We start from the raw sequence: 20,360 nt of genomic DNA on the forward strand, positions 1-20,360 counted from the left end.
TTGGATCACGTCTTTTCTTAGCCATCTATAGACCTCCTTAAAAAGTTAATTCGATTTTATCACTAAAAAAATAAACTGCGTAGCAGAGTCGTACGCCCTCTACTTACACAGTTTATTTTACAATCCCGTCTCAAGCTTAAATTATATCCATATCAATAGATTTATTCGAGTGATTGAATTACTCAACTGGAATCCAGATTTCTGTCACATAATCTTTTGCTTTTAAATTTCCCGCGGGATAGAATTCAAACTCTGGTGCGTGTCTTAAATCATGCTGTGATGCTGGTATGATGACTTCATATGCTTCGTTAGTCACTCTTTGAATTTCACGTGGAACAGGGCCTATTGCTTCAAACTTTAAATAGTTTCCTGCAGGAATCGTATTGACCTCCCACTCTTCTGTTTTCTGTTCTGAACTTACCGCTATCATATAATCTGTGCCAGTACCCTTTGGAAAACAAACACCGAAAAATCCGTTGAATTTATCATCTGCTAGTTTCTCCAGTTGCTTGTTCTTTCCCGAACGATTGAACTCATCCCAGAACTTAGGAATGTTTTCTTGCGCTTCTTCCATACTTTCATAAAATCTTGCTTCTCCGATTACTGTCAACTCGACAAATGCCTTTACTTCATAGGCCATGATAAATCTCCTTTATAATTTAATTTGAATGTCTATATACTTTCTACTATTTTCGGCATATCACCCGGTGTAATGATTCCTATAATATCTTCCTGCTTTTCTACTTTTCCTGTTTTTGAAATTAATATGACAAGTTTAGAGTGTCCCTTTTCATTAATCTCATTGATCATCGTTTGCTCAACTTCATAGAGCGGCATATCGCTTGGAACAACAATGTAAGATGAACCTTTCTCATCGTTCGGTAGTATGTCACTCACTTTGTACTCCTGCAAATTAATCGTCTCTTTATCTGCCACAGAGGCAAGCCAGTTTGACAGTCCATTGTCAGTCAAAATGCCCAGAAAACGATGACCTTCAAATACAGGATATTGTGATACTTGGTGCTGTTTAACAAGAGATAGTGTATTAATCAGTGAATCTGTGACATTCAAACAGATAACTTCCTTATTGAATAAACTTACTGTCGCAGGATTCACAATTTGCAGTCGTATCATGTCAAGTTTGTCGATAAATTCAGTCGTCGGTTCTGCAATATTAAATGCATCTTTCTTTTCGTGAATGAGCAGGTTTCTTAACTGTCTTGCAAGATCAACGTCATCTTTATACTGTTTAATGACAGGATGTTTCTCCTTCAGCTGATAGAACAGCGCGCCAAAATTATCGTCGCGCTTCGCATAGTTCTTCATCACTTCATGCAGCTGATTGAAAGTAGAAATAAATCGTTCAAAGTTGTCCATTGAAGACCCTCCTGTATATATTAGCTTTTACTTTGACTTAAATGTCATTTGAAATACTTTAGGTAGTTCCGCTTCGAAACGCATCAATTTCTTCGTCACAGGGTGCGTAAACGTAAGGACACTCGCATGTAATCCGATTCGTCGGAACGGATTAGTGACTGCACCGTATTTTTTATCACCGACAATGGGATGCCCTAGTTCTTTCATATGAATACGTATCTGATTTTTACGACCCGTTTCAAGATTAACTTTTAATAACGTCTGTGTCCGATTAGTGTTCAGCACTTCATAGTGTGTCACTGCTTTTTTACCATTGTTCGGCGTTTTACTGGACTGCATAGTCAATGTCCTATCTTCTGTCAACCATGAAGTGATTGTACCGCTTTGTTTAACCCGCCCTTCTACAAGCGCTGTGTAAGTGCGCTCATTGACAAGTCCTTTCCAGTTGTTCTGCATGACTTGCTGTACTGACTTGGTTTTTGCATAGACCATCACGCCTGACGTTTCACGGTCTAAGCGATGAACGACATATATCCTGTGTTGTGGATGGGCATTTTTCACATAATCAGACAATAGACGGTATGCCGTTTTTTCATTATCTTTATCCGAAGCGATAGATAGCAGTCCTGCCTCTTTATTAATCACAATAAGATGTTCATCTTCATGAAGAATAACCAGTCCGGGAATTTTAATCTTCTTATTCGGGGCACTTGTACGTATTTCTACAGTATCACCCGGCTGCAGAGTTGTGTTATATTGACTTGTCGATTCTCCATTGACGAACACCTGACCTCGGGACAATACAGTTCTCACATATTTCTTACTTCTATCTGTCATCTTTTCAAATAAAAATTTCAGTAATTCGTGCGGTTCGTGCACGTGCCAGCTGTCATTATTCTTTGTCATTGTCTACATCCTTTTAGTCTCATGATTAACGACTGTTTAAATTTATTTATCTCTATTATACTACCAGTTATACATTCATGTTGCTTTAATGATATCCTACTGAACCATAAGAAGTCCGATTAATAATCGGACTTCTTATGGTTCAGCTATTTCAAATAATCGAGCACGACGGTTCCCACAGCTTTTGCAGCGATCAGCATCGACTTCTCACTGATATTAAATTTCGGATGATGATGAGGATAAACTTCACCTTCTTCAGGCATCGCTCCTGAATATATAAAGGCGCTTGGGCGTTCTTTTGCATAATAGGCGAAGTCTTCTGATGGAGGTTGTGGTTCACTCTTTTCAACAGGTACATCAGATTGTTCTTTAATAGTCTTCGCGACATACTCCGTGAACTCCGGATTATTATACAACGCTGGATAATCATCGTTATAATCTAATTCGCATGTCACACCGAACATACTTTCAAGTCCAGCTGATAATCGTTTGATTTCTTTCTCTATCGTTGCTTTTGTTTCTTCTGTCAAACCGCGTACATCGCCTTCCAGCTCAACAGAATCCTTAATGACATTGAACGGACCTTTACCATCAAATGACCCAATCGTCACGACACCGGTCTCAAATGGGTTCAATTTTCTTGAGACTACCGTTTGAACAGCAGTAACGAAGTAACTGCCAGCAATTATGGAGTCGTTTGCCATATGAGGAGAAGAACCATGTCCGCCTTTCCCTTTAATTTTCAGCTTGAAAAACGCACGGCCAGTCTGCACAAATCCTGAATAGTAATATATTTTCCCTGCTGCCATCGTACTCATGACATGGACACCTAAGACATGATCCACGCCATCTAGTACACCGTCTTTAATCATCGTCTGAGCTCCACCTGGAGGTACTTCTTCTGCCGGCTGATGAATCACTACGACTTTTCCGTTAAAACTGTCTTTCATTTCAATTAACGTCTCTGCTAAAATCAGCATATAGGCGGTATGGGCATCATGTCCACAAGCATGCATCACCCCTTTGTTCTTAGAGGCATACGGTAAACCTGTTGCTTCTTCAATAGGCAGTGCATCAAAATCTGCACGAATTGCAATGGTTTTGCCGGGTTTTCCTGAATCGATAGTCACTTTCACACCATTTGCTCCTATATTTGTTTCTACTGCTGCCTCTTTTCCATTATAAAAATCTGCTATATATTTTGGTGTTTCTTTTTCTTTAAACGATAATTCCGGATGTGCATGCAGATACCTTCTGATTTCAATCATCTTCTGTTCACGTTTTTCAAGTTCTCTACTCAATGAGTTCTCCACAGTGATCATCTCCTTATGTATTAAGTTAATCGTGATACTCTTCCCTCTTTTTGTGACTTTATTGCTCCTTGAGGTATTCACACCTGTCGCCATTTGATGATTTTAAATAAATAATCTGCAAAAAGAAGACCTGCAGCTATTGCGCCGGACAGCAATGTAATCTGAAACATTATGGAGAGCGGTTCATTGATACGATTGAGCATCAATTTTAAAGTAGCGTCGTAGGCCAGACCGCCCGGGACAAAGGGAATGATACCTGGAATCATGAACAAAGTTGAAGGCTCTTCAACTAATCTTGCCATCAACTGACACATTAAACCCAGCACCATACTGCCAAAGAAATATCCGTAGACTTGATGAAAGTCAAAGAGATCAATAAGTATTTTGCTCGTCATCCATCCCGCTGTACCTACTATACCCGATGGTAAAAAAGCACGCTTTGGGGAGTCAAAGAGAATTGCAAAAAAATAGGAAGCCGCAAAACTGAAGACTAAGTTTAAAATCCATTCCATCATAACCCTCCCTAAAGATATATATTATCGTGGCCACTCCTGCTCCAATTGCAAATGAAGTCACTACTGCCTCCAAACCTTTTGTTACAAACATCATCATGTTTCCTGCCAGTAGATCCTGGATAGCATTAGTGATTAAAACACCGGGCACAATCGGCATGACAGCTGAGATAATAACGATAGTCAGCCGACTGTCCGGATGGAGCTGATTCGCTGTGACAGCAATCAACGCAATACATAGTGATCCGATAAACTCAGGAATGAAAAATGCGTCAACATGTTTTGACACTGCCTGGGTGACGACGTAACCAAGAGCAGCGGCAAGCATTGTCGCCGCAACATCTGACATTGACCCATTCTGGAGGTATAAAAAACTTAACCCAATCACCGCACTCGCAACTGCTTTAATCAGAAGATTATAATTGCTAATATGCTGGTCAAGCGAAGTAATCTGGCAATGTGCGTCGTCTATAGTCAGTCTATTAGATGCTAATTCTCTTGATATTCGGTTAATGTATGAAATTTTACGTAAATTGGTATGACGTGACTTCACCCGGGAAATACGAGGATATGTCTGATGATGCAGGCTGAAGTTGATGACGGTATTCGTGACGAAACTTTCACAGGAATGATAGCCATAGTGATGAGCCAGACCATTCATCGTCTCTTCAATACGCTGCCCCTCAGCTCCCGACTCCAGCAGCACTTGACCAGCTGTCATAATGACATCTTTCAATTTTTCTTCAAAGGCGTTTAAATCGTCATTCATATTGCTCTCCCTCCTTCTCATTGAGTCATTAATCTATTGCCTTTTTAGTTGAGTTTATTATTTTTTTGATTTAAAATGCGGATAGTTATCCGCTTATCCCTATGCGGTTAACGTAAACAATCTAAGGAGTGTTTCTGATGAAAAGTATTACATTTGAAGAACATTTTACGTTAGAAGAAGTAAACAATTCCTGGCCGGAAATCGCACCCGATCCAAAAGGTGTGCCGTTTGATGCCATGATGCGCGCCCTAGAAAAGACCCAAGGTTTCACCGATGATGATAATCTCATCTATCATGACAAACGGATTCAGTTTATGGATGAACAGGATGTAAAAATTCAAGTCCTTTCATACGGAAACAAATCACCATCAGGACTTACGGGCCAGATTTCTGTGGATTTATGCCGTAAAGTCAATGATGAGTTACATGATTACATTACTAAAAATCCTGAGCGTTTTCTAGGATTTGCAACATTACCTATCAATGAACCCGAAAAAGCTGCTGCTGAATTCAAACGTACTGTTCAAGACTTCGATTTTAAAGGCGCATTAATTTCAGGTCATGCAGCGGATGGTTTTTTGGATCAGCAGAAATATGACATCCTCTTTAAAACAGCGTCAGAACTAGATGTACCGATTTATCTGCATCCTGCTATCGTTCAATCTGAAATTTACCAGCATTATTATAAGAGTGAAGCTTATTCAGAGGAAACTGCCGCTTCTTTCTCAGCATTCGGCTATGGCTGGCACGTTGAAGTGGGTATCCAGGCGATTCGTCTGTTATTGAGCGGCGTATTCGACCGTTATCCTAATCTACAGATTATTATCGGGCACTGGGGAGAGTTCGCACCGTTCTTCTTTGAACGAATGGATGTCATTCTATCAGCTGATCACCTCGCACATCCAGTCAGCCATTATTTCAAAAATAACTTTTACATCACACCAAGCGGCATGCTGACTAAACCACAATTTGACTTAGTCAAAGCTGAAATTGGTATCGATCGTATTCTTTATGCTGCTGATTATCCATATGTAAAACCTGAAAATCTCGGAACTTTCTTAAGTGAACTTGGACTGACTCAAGCTGAACTCGAAAAAATCACTTATAAGAATGCTGAACATTTATTGAAATTGAAATAATATTTTTCTAACGAAAAGAGAGTCTGGAACAGAAATGTTCCCGACTCTCTTTATTTAACATTATGATTTCTATTATGACGCCATGCATTGATACCGCTGATAACTGCTGGTAATAATGATATGACGATAATGAGAATCAGTACAATCTCGAAATTATCTTTGACGATTTTGATATTACCGAAGAAGAATCCAAAACATAGACATACTGCTACCCATACAGCAGCTCCAATGATATTGTAAGTGATAAAATCACGATATTTCATATGACTTGCTCCAGCTACGAATGGGATGAATGTTCTGATCATCGGCATAAACCGTGCCATGATGATGGTCTTCCCACCATATCGATTGAAAAATTCTGTTGCTTTTGTCATATGCTCTTCTTTAACGAATCGTCCGACTCTCGGACTGCGGGTGATTCCTGTTCCTGCGGCTCTACCAATATGATAGTTGACTGTGTCTCCGATAATCGCTCCCGCAGTACAGACAATGAATAACAGCCAGATATTTAAAGCATGTTGAGGCGCAAGGGCAGCGGCTGCAAAGAGCAAGGAGTCTCCCGGCAAAAAAGGTGTGACGACAAACCCTGTTTCCATAAATATCATAAGAAACAATATACCATATGTTAACGTTCCGTAATGTTTAACGATATCGATCAAATATTGATCAATATGCAGCATAAAATCAATGATATGTGTAATTAATGACATCGTCATCCTCCTTTAAGATTGCACCATCTGAAATGACTTATTAGAATGCATGAGTTTCGAAATCACCGGATCAAACAGCCATTGATATAACCAGACAAATAACATGACCCAGAATATACCGAATGCAACACCGCCGATAACATCGGTCAGGAAATGTGCATGGAAATACAGACGGCTAATAAGGATGCTTAACCAGGATATTGTTGAAACGATGTAAATCACCGGTTTATACACTTGATATTTTTCTTTAAGGTGCGGCAGCATAACGAACAGGATAATAATAAAGAACAAGCTGCTGGATAAGGAATGACCGCTTGGAAATGAATAACCTGTATCTAACAAAAGATGGTCATAAGGACGTGCACGGTGGAACATTCCTTTAAATACAATCCCAATCAACCCTCCCGTTGCAACCACTGTCAGCAGCCAGACACTGAAGGCATAGTACTTGCGCCAGGCAAAGAGTGCCGCTGTAAAAATGGTCAATGCTACAACAGTTGCAATATCGAAATATTTAGCGAAGAACGTGAAATACCCTGTTACAATTCCACTTCTAAAGTTCATCTGAGGTTCTCCGAAATGACTGAGCCACCACTTAAAGGTGATTAAGTCGATGCTATGAAATATATGTATATGAAGCTCAAGTCCTATAGTCATCGTGATAAATAGTGCCAAAGTTATAAAAAGTAGTAAATGAACTGTCCATCTGTTCATGCCTGGTTCCGTCATCATGAATCCTCCTTGGAAACGATTAAATAAGACAGAGAAAGTCCGATACATCACGGCCATTCTCTGTCACTTTATTATTGATTGACTTTATTGATTACTTGTTCAGAAGATGTAACTGACTGGTTGATTTTTGCTGCATCCGGGTGCGAGGTACGTGCTGATGATAAGACACTGTCGATAGTGACATCTACTTTAGTCCAGCCCTTACTGTCCGTTGCCCGAAGTTTCGGTTCATCTGCATCCCAGTCATGTTCCAATTGATCTGCATCCTTCTTCACTGCGCTGTAATCTTTCTTCGCTGCATCTTGATTCAACTGATTTTCAAGCGAAACGAATTTATCAAGCTGTCCAGTAAGAGAAGTTTCTGTTTGTGTCGGCGCGACGCTATGCATCCGCCACTGATATCCGCCGATGCCTACAATAAGGAACAACGCAATGACGCTAATTGTCTGCATCAATACTTGTCTGGAGGATTCGCCCTTAACGACTGCTTCTGCTACATCCTGCTCATTGCTGTTATCAATTTTGGAAACAGCCAGATAGATGATGATGCCTAAAATAGCAGCCAGGAAGACGACACTTGTTACAGTCGTGCCTAAACCAAACCCGCCATTTGCTTTCGGTTGGGATAATAAATCTCCGAGTGATGCACCGAGAGGTCTTGTTAATATATAAGCAATCCAGAATGCAAGAATACTGTTCAAGTTAATTGTTCGGTAGGCTAAGTAGACGAGTCCAATAATGACCAGCACGCCAATTCCTGTATTCAAATAGCCGAAACCTAATTGCTCAGAATATAAATCTCCGACTGCAGTGCCTAAGGCGAAGGTGAATAAAATTGTCAGCCAGTAGAATACTTCTCTCTTAGGGGTATATATTGAATGGATAGACAATGTTTTCTCGATTAAATACCAGCCGAGGAATGTCAGTCCTAGTAATAGTGAAAAGACGATAGTACTCACTTCAAGAGGCACACCCATATTGTCTGTCAAGTTATCAGTGACAAGCGTACCGAAAACACTGAGTAACACAACGGTGATCCAGTAGACTGCCGGCACGTATTTCTTTGACTTGAACTGGAAGAACAATGCAATACCTAATGCTATTCCCATAATCACCGTAGTAACAGTCAGTCCAAGTCCGATGTTAAAGTTAATAAAGTCAGCAAATGTTTCTCCGACAGTCGTACATAATATTTTAATCAGCCAGAAAAACACTGTGATTTGAGGGACCTTGTTAAACAATTTCGCCGCGGTCATCTGTTCTTTATGTTCCATTGCCAATCAACTCCTTTTATTTGATGGCTTTAATATAACGAGTAAAACTGAAATGAAACTGAAAAAACAAGCTTTATCTTATATTTTTAAGATAAAGCTTGTTTTTTTATTCTGCTGAGATTTCACTTCAATGGTGCCACCAGCCTGCTGTACTAAATCTTTCAGCAGTGCCAGTCCGATCCCTGTACCTGCAGCACGTGTATCCCCGCGGTAATAACGGTCAAATATACGATTGATATGACGTGCTTCGATGCCACGTCCATTATCACTGACTTCGATACGCAATCCTTCTTTATTTTTTTCAGCTGCTACATTAATCTGGATGTCCCTGTCATTATGCTTGACCGCATTATCTATCAATATCGTTACCATCTGTTTCACAACGACAGGAGAAGCCCGGTATTCCAGCGGCTGTTCATAATGTGCAGTGATGTCCGCTCCTTGAAGCGACTGCTGCTGCTTAACAACATCATTCAGCACTTCAGCTACATCAATCAGCCTTATATCCTCATCCGCTGCAATGTGTAATGTTTTGACAATCAACTGCTGCGTATAATTGACTTCGTTCTTTATTTTTTCCAGTGCTTCTTTGCTTCCAGCAGAAAGATGTGCCGAATCCAGAGCTTTTACATAATCAACTCCCAATGAAATCGCAGCAATGGGTGTCTTTAATTCATGTGACGCATTCTGAATAAATTTCCTGTGTTCTGCCAGCATCTTCTCGTACGCTCTAATCGGCTTCACTGCAATATAATAAGCTGCCCCCAGACTCAATATTAAAGTCAGAACCATCAATACTAGCAGCAGATTTAATAACAGCGTCTTTGTTTCCTCGTAATCCGACATATCAAGCAGACTATACACACGAGAACCATCCTGCAGCTTGCCACTGTTGATCTGAAAGTTATACCCTTCAACATTCCACATAAAAGACTGTTGCTGCCTCTTTATGAGTTGGTCTGTCAATAGAGTCTTAGAAAAACGGGTATGATTTTTGATGATTTGTCCGTTTCTGACGACTAAGTAAGGATGTCCTTCATTGATGCTCTGTTTATTGTCGAGTGCATTTTGTACACTCTTTAATTCTTTTGTCGACGACTCATGAATCTCCTGATTAACCTGCCAGTTAAAGGTCAGAATAATTGCTATATAGATAAATAACAGCAGGGCTGATAATAGAATGACATATTTAATAAAGACTTTCCTGAAATCATAAGGCTTCATATAGTCACTTCCAATTTGTATCCGATATTTCTGATACTTTTTACAGCGAGTCCTGTGTCATATTGGTTTAATTTCTTTTTCAGCAGTCTTATCAGTGCATCAATGTTGTTATCTCCTACGAACTGATCGCTATTCCAGACTTTTGAAAGAATCATTTCCCGTGACACAGTATGATTGAGAAATAATAGTTCCAGCAACTGATATTCCTTATGGGTAAGTTCGAGCGTCTCACGCTTGACTACGAATAAATGTTTCGTTAAATCAAAAGTGACGTGACCTAACTGCTTATGATTATGATGAATCATCTGGTAGCGTTTAACGACTGCTAACATCCGTGCTTCGAGTTCATCCATTTCAAATGGTTTCGTCAAATAATCATCCGCACCTATCGTCAGGCCTTCAACTTTGTCTTCAAGTTCAGATTTAGCTGTCAGCATAATAATCGGCACCTCAATCTTTCTGTCCCGCAGTATTCTGATGATTTCCACGCCCGAAACGGAAGGCAGCATCCAGTCCAGCAGCACAATATCATAGTCACTTGCTTCAAAATACAGTTCGATATCCGTTCCATCTTGCAGCCATTCAACTGTATAGTTCTTCAGTCTCAATATATCACTCAGAAATCCACCTAACGTTTCATTATCTTCCACTAGCAGTACTTTCATTACGTCACCTCATGATCTATGGCTCATTAACTCTATCATATCACTTTGCACCGATTCAGACGCTTTACTATGGTCACGATACTTTTACATTCAATTATATAATTGACTGATATTGAAATGTTGTTTATACTACAATCAATTCATTCATTGAATAAGGAGATGATGAGATGACGGCTGATACGTGTGACATCGTATGTGTCAATGAAGATAAGGTTCAAACTGTGAAATCCGAGCTTGCACGTCTACCTATGTCCAAAGTGACAACCTTTCTAAAGGCAATCGCTGATGAAAATCGTTCGAAGATTGTCAGCGCTTTAAGCACAACTGAAGAGTTATGCGTTTGTGATATTGCATGTATTTTAGAATTGTCGATTGCCAATGCCTCGAGACATCTAAGAATTTTATATAAACAAGGGGTTTTAAAGTCCCGACGTGAAGGTAAAATGGTTTATTATTCGCTGGATGATGATCATGTCAAACAAATTATATTGATGACCATTGCGCATATGGAGGAATCATTATGAGTGAAACTACTGAAAAAAAGACCTATAGAATCCAGAATCTATCCTGCTCCAGCTGCGCTAAAACTTTCGAAGAAAATTTAAAGTCGCTTCCACGTGTGAAAAATGCTGAAGTAAATCATGCTGCTGCGAAAATTTATATAACAGGCGATGCAACTATTGCCGAAATGGAGAAAGCTGGAGCTTTTGATAATGTAAAAGTCAGAGATGTCAGGGAGCTGAAAGTGGAAAAAGAAAGCTTCTGGAAGAAAAAAGAAAATTATCCTGTCTATGCCGCAGCCATCATCGTAATTATCAGCTTTCTTCTCTCGTATACGCTCGGGGAAAATCACATCATCACAACTTGCGGTTATTTAACAGCGATAGTAATCGGCGGCTATTCATTATTTATTACCGGTTTCACCAATCTTTTACGACTGAAATTCGATATGAATACATTGATGACTATTGCTGTCATAGGAGCGGCTTTAATTGGAGAATGGCAGGAAGGGGCTACGGTAGTGATATTGTTCGCTGTCAGTGAAGCACTGGAGCGCTATTCTATGGATAAAGCACGTCAATCCATCAATCTGCTGATGGATGTGGCACCTTCTGAAGCTCTGATACGCAGAGATTCAACGGAACAAATCATGGATGTTGCAGAGATTCGTGTTGGGGATATTATGATTGTAAAGCCGGGGAAAAAGGTAGCGATGGATGGAATGGTCATCAAAGGTACTTCGACCATCAATCAGGCAGCCATTACAGGTGAAAGTGTCCCGGTGACCAAGCAGGTAAATGACGAAGTATTTGCAGGAACATTGAATGAAGAAGGTCTTATTGAAGTTAAAGTAACAAAACTTGTCGAAGATACAACGATTTCAAAAATCATTCATCTTGTGGAAGAAGCTCAGGCTGAACGTGCACCATCGCAGGCATTTGTAGATAAATTCGCAAAATATTACACACCAGCGATTATTATCATCGCGATTTTAGTGATGCTCATTCCTCCTCTATTCTTACAAGCTAATTGGCACGACTGGCTTTATCAAGGGCTTGCCGTATTGATTATCGGCTGTCCTTGTGCACTTGTCGTCTCAACTCCTGTAGCTATTGTCACGGCAATCGGTAATGCCGCCCGCAATGGGGTTCTTATTAAAGGAGGCATCCATCTTGAAGAGGCTGGCCATATTGATACTGTTGCCTTTGATAAGACGGGAACGCTGACAGCTGGTATTCCTGTCGTCACAGACATAATACCGAATGACCGCAGTGTATTAGTTAAAGCTGCAGCATTAGAGAACGGTTCCCAGCATCCACTGGCTTCAGCTATCATTAAAAAAGCTGAGGCTGAAGAACTTGATTATCAATCAGTAGCGATTCACCATTTCCAATCCATTACAGGTAAAGGCGTACGCGGAGATATCGATGGTCAAACGTACTACATCGGCAGTCCCTCTCTCTTTGAATCTTTAGGAAAAGAAATTGATCCTCGAGTGTCAGAGCTTGAGGCTGAAGGAAAAACAGTGATGTTATTTGGTAGTGAAACTATAGAACAAATCATTGCCGTAGCTGACGAATTACGTCCTGAAGTGGTTGATGTACTGCAGGAATTAAAGCATATGAAATTAAATACAATGATGCTGACCGGCGATAATCAACGAACAGGTGAAGCGATCGGCCAGCGCGCAGGTCTGACAGCAGTGAAAGCTAATTTGCTGCCGGAAGATAAACTCAATATTATTCGTGAGATTAAGAAAGACCGTAAAGTGGCTATGGTCGGTGACGGCGTGAATGATGCACCGGCACTTGCAGCTGCAGATATCGGCATTGCCATGGGTGGCTCAGGTACAGATACAGCACTTGAAACAGCAGATATCGCTTTGATGTCTGATGACCTGAAGAAACTTCCTTATACCATTAAGTTAAGCAAGAAAGCTCTCACCATTATCAAACAGAACATCACCTTCTCATTAATCATTAAGTTGATTGCTTTGCTGCTAGTCATACCTGGCTGGCTAACGTTATGGATCGCCATCTTCTCAGATATAGGCGCCACTCTGATTGTCACGCTTAATAGTTTGAGACTTATTAAAATAAATGGATATAAATCATAAATGAGTAGCGATGATATAACCCATATCATCGCTGCTATCTTTTATATTAACCTTGTGTTTTCAAATAATTTTGCATTAAATTCAATGGTCCTTTATAAGCTAACGTATAAGCATAGGATGCAACATCATACTTAGATTCTTTCATTCCGTTTTTTACCCATTCTTTAATCAGACCCGTCTGTGCATTCACGATAAACGCAAAATAATAGTTAATAGGAACAATATCGAGATATTGAGGAAATTCGAGCTGTCGTTCTATATTATCTCTTATAATTCTGGAGAACTTCTGAGGCAATCCAATATCTTGATAAATCAACAGTATCTCAAAAAATTCTTTATTATCTATAATGACCTGCAGAATCAATTCAATCAGTTCTATTGAATAATTTTTAGTACCGGCAAGAAGGTTTTCCATTTTTCGTTCTGACAAGCACTGTTCTAACTGCTGCAACACTTCTGTTTCTAGCTGATCTCTTAAATCAAATTTATCCAGGTAGTGAAGATAGAATGTTCCTCTATTTATATCCGCACGTTCAGTAATCTGATTTACTGTAATATCCTTGAATGGTTTCTCTCTCATCAATTCTAAATAAGCAGTTTTCACACTTTCCTTTGTCTTTCTGATTCGACGGTCTTCCATCTTTCCATCTTCTTTCTTATTTAATGAACACAATGTTATAAAATGTTTATTAATAAACGCTTTAGTTAGTATTGACTATTGTGTTCTATTTCAGACGTATTATAATATACAAGGTAGTCATTAATCAACATCGTGTTTATTTAGGAGGTTACAATGAATATTATTAAAAACAAGCTTTTCTATCTTCCCCTTATTGCTGGTTCTATATTGATCTGGATTATGTCTCTCGCCTTCTTCCCGGCATTCAATCCAAAGCCTAAAGATTTACCGATTGCTATTGTCAATATGGACAAAGGACTTGATATTCAAGGTAAAGATATGAACATTGGGCAGACTTTCACTGACAACATCAAAGACAACAAAGACTTAAATGAAACAGTGGATTTCATTGATGTATCGAATAGAGAAGATTTGCAGGAAGGGTTCGACAATAACGATTACTATAGTGCCATCGTTATTCCAGCGAATTTTACAGAAAATGCAACAAGTGCTATGCGTCATGAAATTCAAACAGCAAAAAAAGCTGAAGCGAAAGCACAGGCACAAAAAGCACAAGCTGATCTGAAAGCAAAAGTTGCAAGTGGTGCGATTCCACCTCAGCAAGCACAGAAAATCGCTCAAGACATGCAGAAAAAAATGAAGCAGATGCAAAAAGAAAATGCTGATTTATTGAAACCTATCACAGTGAAAAAAGGGCAATTAGATGTCATCATCAATCAAGGCGCATCCAGCCAGGCTGCTACAATCAGTGATAACATGCTGTCAGGCATGGGTGAGAACATCAATAAGATGACCAGTAAACAGGCAGTCACTCAACTCGGTGACAATAACATCAAAGTTTCAGCAACTGATATGGATAAACTGATGAATCCTGTGACAGTTAAACATACCACATTGAACAAAATTAAAGATCATCAAGCGAATGGTATGGCAGGAATGCTGCTCTTCACACCTATCTGGATGGGTTCACTCGTTACAGGTGTACTTCTCTTCTTCGCATTCCGGACTTCAGGTTTAGTGACTCAAGGAGAACGTCTGAAAGCAACATTCATGCAAGCATTAATGGCTGCACTCGCAGCGGTTGTTTCAAGTATTCTCGGTGTATGGTTTATCACTCAAGTGCTGGACTTCTATATGCCTGATATTACTCAGACAACGATATTTATCGCTATCTCTATGTTTGGATTCATCATGCTGATTCTTGGTGTCATGGCATGGCTCGGTATGAAAGCAATCCCATTATTCGTACTGCTATTATTCTTTAGCATGCAGATGTTAACATTACCGAAACAAATGCTGAGCGATTTCTATCAGAAATACGTCTTATCATGGAACCCGTTCAACTTCTACGCAGATGGATTACGGGAACTGATTTATTTACACAAAGATTTAACACTAAATACACCAGTCATTGTAATGATTGGATTCGCATCATTCGGCTTAGCTTCTGCATTACTCGCAGCAGCTGTTCGTAAACACAGTAACAAACGTGCAGAAGTACCTGCATAAAAGTAAACGGCTGAAAGCAAAGCTTTCAGTCGTTTTTTATATTCAGAAGCCTTCTGAACTAAACGTTATTCTATAATTGTTGTCTGGACTATAGACACCCTGGGCATCGTCTGCAAAAGGGTTGTCTTTTTCAGGACCGATATAGTAGCTATAAACGGTTTCATTGATGGTGAACTCATCTGTTGTCGGTATAGCTTGTCGGCTCAGTTCAACGTTCTTATTTAATATTTTAACTTTATATCCATCTTTATCAGGAGACAGTGAAGCTACAGTATATAATTGAACATCATTTTTATCTTCAGCGATATTGCTTACTATCACTACATAATCTTTGTGTTTTTTATCATTTGAAAGATTAAGTGTATAACCATTTGATCCGTCACTTTCTTGTACTTTTTCCATCAAATATCTCTTCGCTTCATCTATTGTCGCAAAATGAGATTGCTCAACTTCACGTGCTTCTTGATCAGTCATACCCGGATAATCATAGCTAATGTTCCAATAGATAATAAATCCTGCAATCGTCAGCAAAATTAAAATAAATGCTATCGTAATATTCCTTTTTACTCATCTACCTTCCCCCTTTGATATCTTTCTTTAAAATATAGGTATTAAATTTATTTTAAACTGTCATATTAAGAAAAACTATCATTTTACAGTAATTGTTAGCATTGATGTTATAAATACTTTACATTATGTTAAAAATATTGTACATTTTGTTTGAGGAGATGAAGAAGTGAAACTAAAATCGCGTTTAAAGGAGTTTCGAGCAAGGGAAGGCATGAGTCAATCTGAACTTGCAGACCGCGTTAACGTTACACGCCAGACGATCGGGTTCATTGAAAAAGGTACGTTCTCACCATCTATTACATTGGTTCTTAAAATTTGCCGTGAATTTGACTGCACTGTTGAAGACTTATTTACATTGGAGGATGAGTAGTATGGAAGAAAATAAAATCAGATTGTATTACCCATTGATTCAATTTTTCAGTATCGTAGCACTCGCGACATTGATCATTCCCGTTGCTATAGTCTCAGAGTGGAAAATTGATGACGGAGATACATTATTTTCAGTGAATATTGATTTTATGAAGTATGGCATTAATTTCTCTTACATCATGCTCGGTGCCATTCTATTAAATCTATTATTGTTAATAGCGATGGGAATTTATTATATGAGAATCAAACGTCGGGTTAAAGACTTTAAATTATCACGGCATCTGTTCCCAGAACTCAACGACAACGACGAAGGGCTATCCTTTGTCACTTACCAGTCTTTGAAGGCAGTATACTCATTTGTCGGTTTAGCATTACCTATCATAGTCGGCATTATTATAATGCTGCCAGATAATTATGTCACTAAGCCTCTAGTGCTCGGCATACTTCTTTTTATCGCCGCTTCATCATATTTAATCTACTTTTTGAAAACGATGCAACTTCTAAAGTGAGAAGCTGTGAATATCTGTAATTTACCAATAAGCAGCAACTCAGTTATCTGAGATGCTGCTTTACTTTTACTAATCTTGAGTTCATTCCTTTAGTGTAAATGTTTAAATTAGCATTAATAATTATCACTTTTTATTTTTCGATATGTCTTTCTATCCATTCAGCTATTTCTTCTTCTTCCAAATGATCAACTGCAATTTTAACAGTAAATTCAATACCTTCTTCAGTAGGTACTTTGATTTTCACACCATTGATGTACAGAAAAATTTCAAGGCAAGTAAATGCGGTTCTTTTGTTCGCATTAAAGAAGATATGTTTCATCACAATGTTGCGATAAAGATTTGCAGCTTTAAGCAATAAATTTGGATAAACTTCTGTACCGAATACTTCCTGCTTCGGACTTTCAACAGTCATATTTAATGCTTCCGGCACTTTAACGCCGATTTGTTCTGCGGGTGATGTTTCTAAGATTAATTTGTAATTAATCGCTGCTATTTGTTTTTCTGTCAAATAAATAATCATCTGTCTTTTAATCCTTCAATGATTTCTCCATGACGTTCCATTGTTCTATCGACAAGCTTCAGTATATCTAGATCTGTATATTCTTTCTTTACGACTTCTACTTTGTCTTCATTAATGATAAATGTCAAACTGTCCCCTGTACTTACATTAAAATGCTCTAGTACTTCCTTTGGCATAGTTACAACAACGCTATTACCAGTCTTCCAAAGTTTTTGTTCTTTAATAATACTGTGATTTGATTGATTGTTAGTTTTGTATTGATAATTAGACATGAGATCATCTCCTTTATTACATTATACACTATTATGTATTTACGTAAATACATCAAGTCTTTATTTTATAGATAAACTGTTTTTATCTAATAAGCAATTTAAAAAGAACTGTAGAAGCAGCATATGTAGCACTCTGCTTTTACAGCTCAATTTTGATTTTATATATCTCATTATAGGTATCGAATGACCAACCAGTAAACAAGCGATAACTATAATTTCAGATACCCTGTTAAAAATTAATTTAATTAACCACAGTCCCTTGATGAAATATCATTTTCCAGTCGTTGTCATAAGTCACCCATATAGAACTCCTATTCGTTTTTCTGCCATCCATTTTATCAACCAAAGTATAGGTTGAGAGTCTACATCCCTCTGATAATTCAGTCACTTTATAATCCAATACTTCAAGGTCGCTAGGTGGCAACTTCAAGCCATGATAATCAGACATTGTTGTCATTCTCCCAGATGCACCGATTTCTCGAAAATCAGGATGAAGAACTTTTATATAATCTCCGTTTACCCGATACTCGTTTTTAAGATGCAGTATTTCATAGTCAATCATAGGACGGCCACCTTTCCTTCACTAAAGTTTTAAATATCTTAATTGATTTAAGCAAAAAAACCAGTTTCCATGAACTGGCTTAAAGGTCACTATTCTTCCTAGAAGAAATCTCGATTATTTTATCAACTTTATCTTTGAAACTTATCCTACGATCGAATATGATTGCTAGTATTTCGTAACCTTTAGAATTTTGGATAATCTGCATATAATATCTCTCCTTTAATAAGATAGTATATAATTATAATTGTCTGTCATGTCTTTCGAGAATAACGTTTTATATCAAATGATCCGTACTAATATTTCTGGAGGCTTATCCAATGAAGCTTGAAAATTTAGCATATCTTATCTATCAGACATCTGTATTTATCGGAACTTTCATTATATACTACCTATCAATTACTCATTATTTATCATTTACTTCCCAAACCATTTTAATGATGTCAATAGGACTGCTATTTTTTGTTTATATGACTTATACAAATATTTTTGATGAGAATAAACAATTTATCAAATCAAAGAAAATTAAATATTATCTTTATCTTTACACGCTGCCCTTAGTATTATTAGATATATTTATGATTATTCATCTAATCATCTTGTTTTACTAGTTCTCGTAAAACCAACCAGATAAAAATTAACCCTAATATATATAGTTTTGAAGACCCTTCAGAAATATAATCTGTTGCGTATCCTATAAATGAACATATTATTAAAAAAATAAAGATGATATTCAGCCAAAACAGAAGTGTTTTGCTATGGATATACATATTCCTCAATCCTATTCACCATTTTATTTACAGGCTCTTGTTCTTAAATTGACTTGCGTTTTAATATAAAAACCTGATCATCTTTAGTGATATTATACCATGAAGAACTATTAATAATAAAAGTGTAATAAATGTTTCTCATGAAACAAATTTAAAAATCCGAGGTAACCCAATGTCTATTATTTATTTCGTCAGACATGCTGAGCGAGATGTATCGATTAAAACTGATGAAACGGCTCCGTTAACCGCCAAAGGTCATGAAGATGCAGATAAGATTAAAAACTTCTTCACTGATAAAAACATCCAAGCGATTTACAGCAGCCCCTATCAACGAACCATTCATACTATTGAGCCCACAGCATTCTTTTTAGACTTACCGATCAATCTAATAGATAATTTTCACGAGAGAAAAATCGGCTCTTGGATAGATGATTTTAATGTATATGCTGAACAGCAATGGAAAGACTTTGATTATAAAAGGCAGGACGGGGAATCATTAAATGATGTTTATAACCGTCTAATAAGTTCCTATAATCGAATTGAAAAAGAATTAGCAGGTAACACCATTATCTGTGGTCATGGAACAGCATTTGCCATACTTTTTCATCATCTTACTGATAAACAGTTTGGTTATCAACAATGGTCGAGTATGAAAATGCCAGATATCTATAGTTATGACGTAGAAACTAAAGAGTTGAGAAATGTACAATATTCTAATCAGGATGATTATAATGACAAATAAAATAAGAGTTATTTGGATTAACGGTGCTTTTGGAGCTGGTAAAACAACGATAGCCGAAGAACTGCAAAGAGCTCTTCCTAATTCATATCTCTTTGATCCCGAACAAGCTGCTAGTTTTATTAATCATGTCATACCTTCTGAGTTAAAACTTTCAGATTTTCAAGATTACCAAGAATGGCGTAAGATCAATCGATTGATGTTAAATAAGCTTGTAAGTCAATATTCAGGTGTCATTATTATACCCATGACAATTACAAACGAAAAATATTATTATGAGATTACTCGTGATATTGATCAAACTATTATTAAACGATTTTTGCTCGTTGCAGACAAAGAAACTCTTAAAAACAGATTGATTACGCGGGGCGATTATATTGGTTCATGGCCTTACCAGCAGATTGACAGATGCCTTAGAGCTTTTAATCAAAACGAAATTTGGCAACCAATAAAGACTATTGATCAGACTGTTGATGTGGTGGTTTCTTCTATCATTGAACAGTTAAAAATAGAGAACTAAGTTAAATTAGTTCTCCTAGGGTGTGTCAAGTTAAGTGTGTAAGTTACTCCATATACTTAACCACTCTGTCCTTAATCTGTTCATGAAGAAGAAGCTGGTTCATGACTAATGACCAGTTGGGAATAAAGCCTGCGGACCATTTCTT

The 20,360-nt window shown here is 38.0% G+C and carries 24 protein-coding genes; 8 read left to right on the top strand and 16 right to left on the bottom strand.

Annotated elements, in window-relative coordinates; translation table 11 throughout:
• Positions 1-178: 178 nt before the first annotated feature.
• From ERX29_RS10350 to ERX29_RS10375, 6 genes are all read right to left on the bottom strand, one after another.
• Positions 179-640, bottom strand: a complete 462-nt coding sequence (locus tag ERX29_RS10350; RefSeq protein ID WP_133444601.1) for a GyrI-like domain-containing protein — start codon at positions 638-640, stop codon at positions 179-181.
• A 32-nt stretch (positions 641-672) separates the two neighbouring features.
• Complete coding sequence (locus ERX29_RS10355) at positions 673-1,377, bottom strand: CBS domain-containing protein (protein ID WP_133444602.1); 705 nt, start codon at positions 1,375-1,377, stop codon at positions 673-675.
• Between the two features lie 27 nt (positions 1,378-1,404).
• Positions 1,405-2,283, bottom strand: coding sequence for an RluA family pseudouridine synthase (locus tag ERX29_RS10360; RefSeq protein WP_133444603.1), 879 nt, complete (start codon positions 2,281-2,283; stop codon positions 1,405-1,407).
• A 146-nt stretch (positions 2,284-2,429) separates the two neighbouring features.
• Positions 2,430-3,551, bottom strand: coding sequence for a M20 family metallopeptidase (locus ERX29_RS10365; RefSeq protein WP_243720044.1), 1,122 nt, complete (start codon positions 3,549-3,551; stop codon positions 2,430-2,432).
• Between the two features lie 122 nt (positions 3,552-3,673).
• Entirely contained in the window at positions 3,674-4,108 is a 435-nt protein-coding gene (locus ERX29_RS10370) for a threonine/serine exporter family protein (RefSeq protein ID WP_133444605.1), read from the bottom strand.
• Positions 4,044-4,877, bottom strand: coding sequence for a threonine/serine exporter family protein (locus tag ERX29_RS10375; protein ID WP_133444606.1), 834 nt, complete (start codon positions 4,875-4,877; stop codon positions 4,044-4,046). The genes ERX29_RS10370 and ERX29_RS10375 overlap by 65 nt, the downstream gene beginning before the upstream one ends.
• A 137-nt stretch (positions 4,878-5,014) precedes the next feature.
• Here ERX29_RS10375 and ERX29_RS10380 point away from each other — a divergent pair, with 137 nt between their 5' ends.
• Entirely contained in the window at positions 5,015-6,016 is a 1,002-nt protein-coding gene (locus tag ERX29_RS10380) for an amidohydrolase family protein (protein ID WP_133444607.1), read from the top strand.
• Positions 6,017-6,066: 50 nt separating this feature from the next.
• On the opposite strand, the gene ERX29_RS10385 is transcribed toward ERX29_RS10380, so the two are convergent.
• The 5 genes from ERX29_RS10385 to ERX29_RS10405 all read right to left on the bottom strand — a co-directional run bounded on the left by ERX29_RS10385 (position 6,067) and on the right by ERX29_RS10405 (position 10,621).
• Complete coding sequence (locus ERX29_RS10385) at positions 6,067-6,726, bottom strand: VTT domain-containing protein (protein ID WP_133444608.1); 660 nt, start codon at positions 6,724-6,726, stop codon at positions 6,067-6,069.
• Positions 6,727-6,738: 12 nt separating this feature from the next.
• Positions 6,739-7,455, bottom strand: a complete 717-nt coding sequence (locus ERX29_RS10390) for a phosphatase PAP2 family protein (protein ID WP_165981137.1) — start codon at positions 7,453-7,455, stop codon at positions 6,739-6,741.
• 74 nt (positions 7,456-7,529) lie between these two features.
• Entirely contained in the window at positions 7,530-8,732 is a 1,203-nt protein-coding gene (locus ERX29_RS10395; protein ID WP_133444610.1) for a COG4705 family protein, read from the bottom strand.
• 78 nt (positions 8,733-8,810) lie between these two features.
• Positions 8,811-9,956: a sensor histidine kinase gene (locus ERX29_RS10400; RefSeq protein WP_133444611.1), complete on the bottom strand. Its 1,146-nt coding sequence runs from the start codon at positions 9,954-9,956 to the stop codon at positions 8,811-8,813.
• Positions 9,953-10,621 (bottom strand): response regulator transcription factor, encoded by a 669-nt coding sequence (locus tag ERX29_RS10405; RefSeq protein ID WP_133444612.1) that lies wholly within the window; start codon positions 10,619-10,621, stop codon positions 9,953-9,955. Before ERX29_RS10405 ends, ERX29_RS10400 begins: the two co-directional genes overlap by 4 nt.
• A gap of 167 nt (positions 10,622-10,788) precedes the next feature.
• On the opposite strand from ERX29_RS10405, the gene ERX29_RS10410 reads away from it, so the two are divergent.
• Together ERX29_RS10410 and ERX29_RS10415 are read left to right on the top strand one after the other, a co-directional pair.
• Positions 10,789-11,145, top strand: a complete 357-nt coding sequence (locus ERX29_RS10410) for an ArsR/SmtB family transcription factor (protein WP_133444613.1) — start codon at positions 10,789-10,791, stop codon at positions 11,143-11,145.
• Complete coding sequence (locus ERX29_RS10415; protein ID WP_133444614.1) at positions 11,142-13,238, top strand: heavy metal translocating P-type ATPase; 2,097 nt, start codon at positions 11,142-11,144, stop codon at positions 13,236-13,238. The genes ERX29_RS10410 and ERX29_RS10415 overlap by 4 nt, the downstream gene beginning before the upstream one ends.
• 46 nt (positions 13,239-13,284) lie before the next feature.
• Here the strand turns inward: ERX29_RS10415 and ERX29_RS10420 are convergent, their stop codons facing one another.
• The gene (locus ERX29_RS10420) at positions 13,285-13,911 is read right to left on the bottom strand and encodes a TetR/AcrR family transcriptional regulator (protein ID WP_133444615.1); all 627 of its coding nucleotides are present in this window, start codon (positions 13,909-13,911) and stop codon (positions 13,285-13,287) included.
• Positions 13,912-14,031: 120 nt separating this feature from the next.
• On the opposite strand from ERX29_RS10420, the gene ERX29_RS10425 reads away from it, so the two are divergent.
• Complete coding sequence (locus ERX29_RS10425) at positions 14,032-15,387, top strand: YhgE/Pip domain-containing protein (RefSeq protein WP_133444616.1); 1,356 nt, start codon at positions 14,032-14,034, stop codon at positions 15,385-15,387.
• A gap of 42 nt (positions 15,388-15,429) precedes the next feature.
• On the opposite strand, the gene ERX29_RS10430 is transcribed toward ERX29_RS10425, so the two are convergent.
• Entirely contained in the window at positions 15,430-15,918 is a 489-nt protein-coding gene (locus ERX29_RS10430; protein WP_165981138.1) for a hypothetical protein, read from the bottom strand.
• 205 nt (positions 15,919-16,123) lie between these two features.
• Here ERX29_RS10430 and ERX29_RS10435 point away from each other — a divergent pair, with 205 nt between their 5' ends.
• A complete protein-coding gene (locus ERX29_RS10435; RefSeq protein WP_133444618.1) occupies positions 16,124-16,327 on the top strand; it encodes a helix-turn-helix transcriptional regulator in 204 nt (67 codons plus the stop codon).
• Between the two features lies 1 nt (position 16,328).
• On the top strand, positions 16,329-16,835 hold the full coding sequence (locus tag ERX29_RS10440; protein ID WP_133444619.1) for a hypothetical protein: 507 nt from the start codon (positions 16,329-16,331) through the stop codon (positions 16,833-16,835).
• A gap of 130 nt (positions 16,836-16,965) precedes the next feature.
• Here the strand turns inward: ERX29_RS10440 and ERX29_RS10445 are convergent, their stop codons facing one another.
• The 3 genes from ERX29_RS10445 to ERX29_RS10455 all read right to left on the bottom strand — a co-directional run bounded on the left by ERX29_RS10445 (position 16,966) and on the right by ERX29_RS10455 (position 18,189).
• A complete protein-coding gene (locus tag ERX29_RS10445; RefSeq protein ID WP_133444620.1) occupies positions 16,966-17,355 on the bottom strand; it encodes a type II toxin-antitoxin system death-on-curing family toxin in 390 nt (129 codons plus the stop codon).
• Positions 17,352-17,627 (bottom strand): AbrB/MazE/SpoVT family DNA-binding domain-containing protein, encoded by a 276-nt coding sequence (locus ERX29_RS10450; RefSeq protein ID WP_133444621.1) that lies wholly within the window; start codon positions 17,625-17,627, stop codon positions 17,352-17,354. The genes ERX29_RS10445 and ERX29_RS10450 overlap by 4 nt, the downstream gene beginning before the upstream one ends.
• 241 nt (positions 17,628-17,868) lie before the next feature.
• Entirely contained in the window at positions 17,869-18,189 is a 321-nt protein-coding gene (locus ERX29_RS10455) for a nuclear transport factor 2 family protein (protein WP_133444622.1), read from the bottom strand.
• Positions 18,190-19,128: 939 nt separating this feature from the next.
• Between ERX29_RS10455 and ERX29_RS10460 the strand changes: the two genes are divergently transcribed.
• Both ERX29_RS10460 and ERX29_RS10465 read left to right on the top strand, forming a co-directional pair.
• Positions 19,129-19,698 carry a histidine phosphatase family protein gene (locus ERX29_RS10460; protein ID WP_133444623.1) on the top strand — a complete coding sequence of 190 codons (570 nt, stop codon included), beginning with the start codon at positions 19,129-19,131 and terminating at the stop codon, positions 19,696-19,698.
• Complete coding sequence (locus ERX29_RS10465) at positions 19,688-20,215, top strand: AAA family ATPase (protein WP_165981140.1); 528 nt, start codon at positions 19,688-19,690, stop codon at positions 20,213-20,215. Before ERX29_RS10460 ends, ERX29_RS10465 begins: the two co-directional genes overlap by 11 nt.
• The last annotated feature ends 145 nt before the right edge of the window (positions 20,216-20,360 follow it).

The sequence above is a fragment of the Macrococcus lamae genome (assembly GCF_004359545.1).
Taxonomy (GTDB): Bacteria; Bacillota; Bacilli; order Staphylococcales; family Staphylococcaceae; genus Macrococcus; species Macrococcus lamae.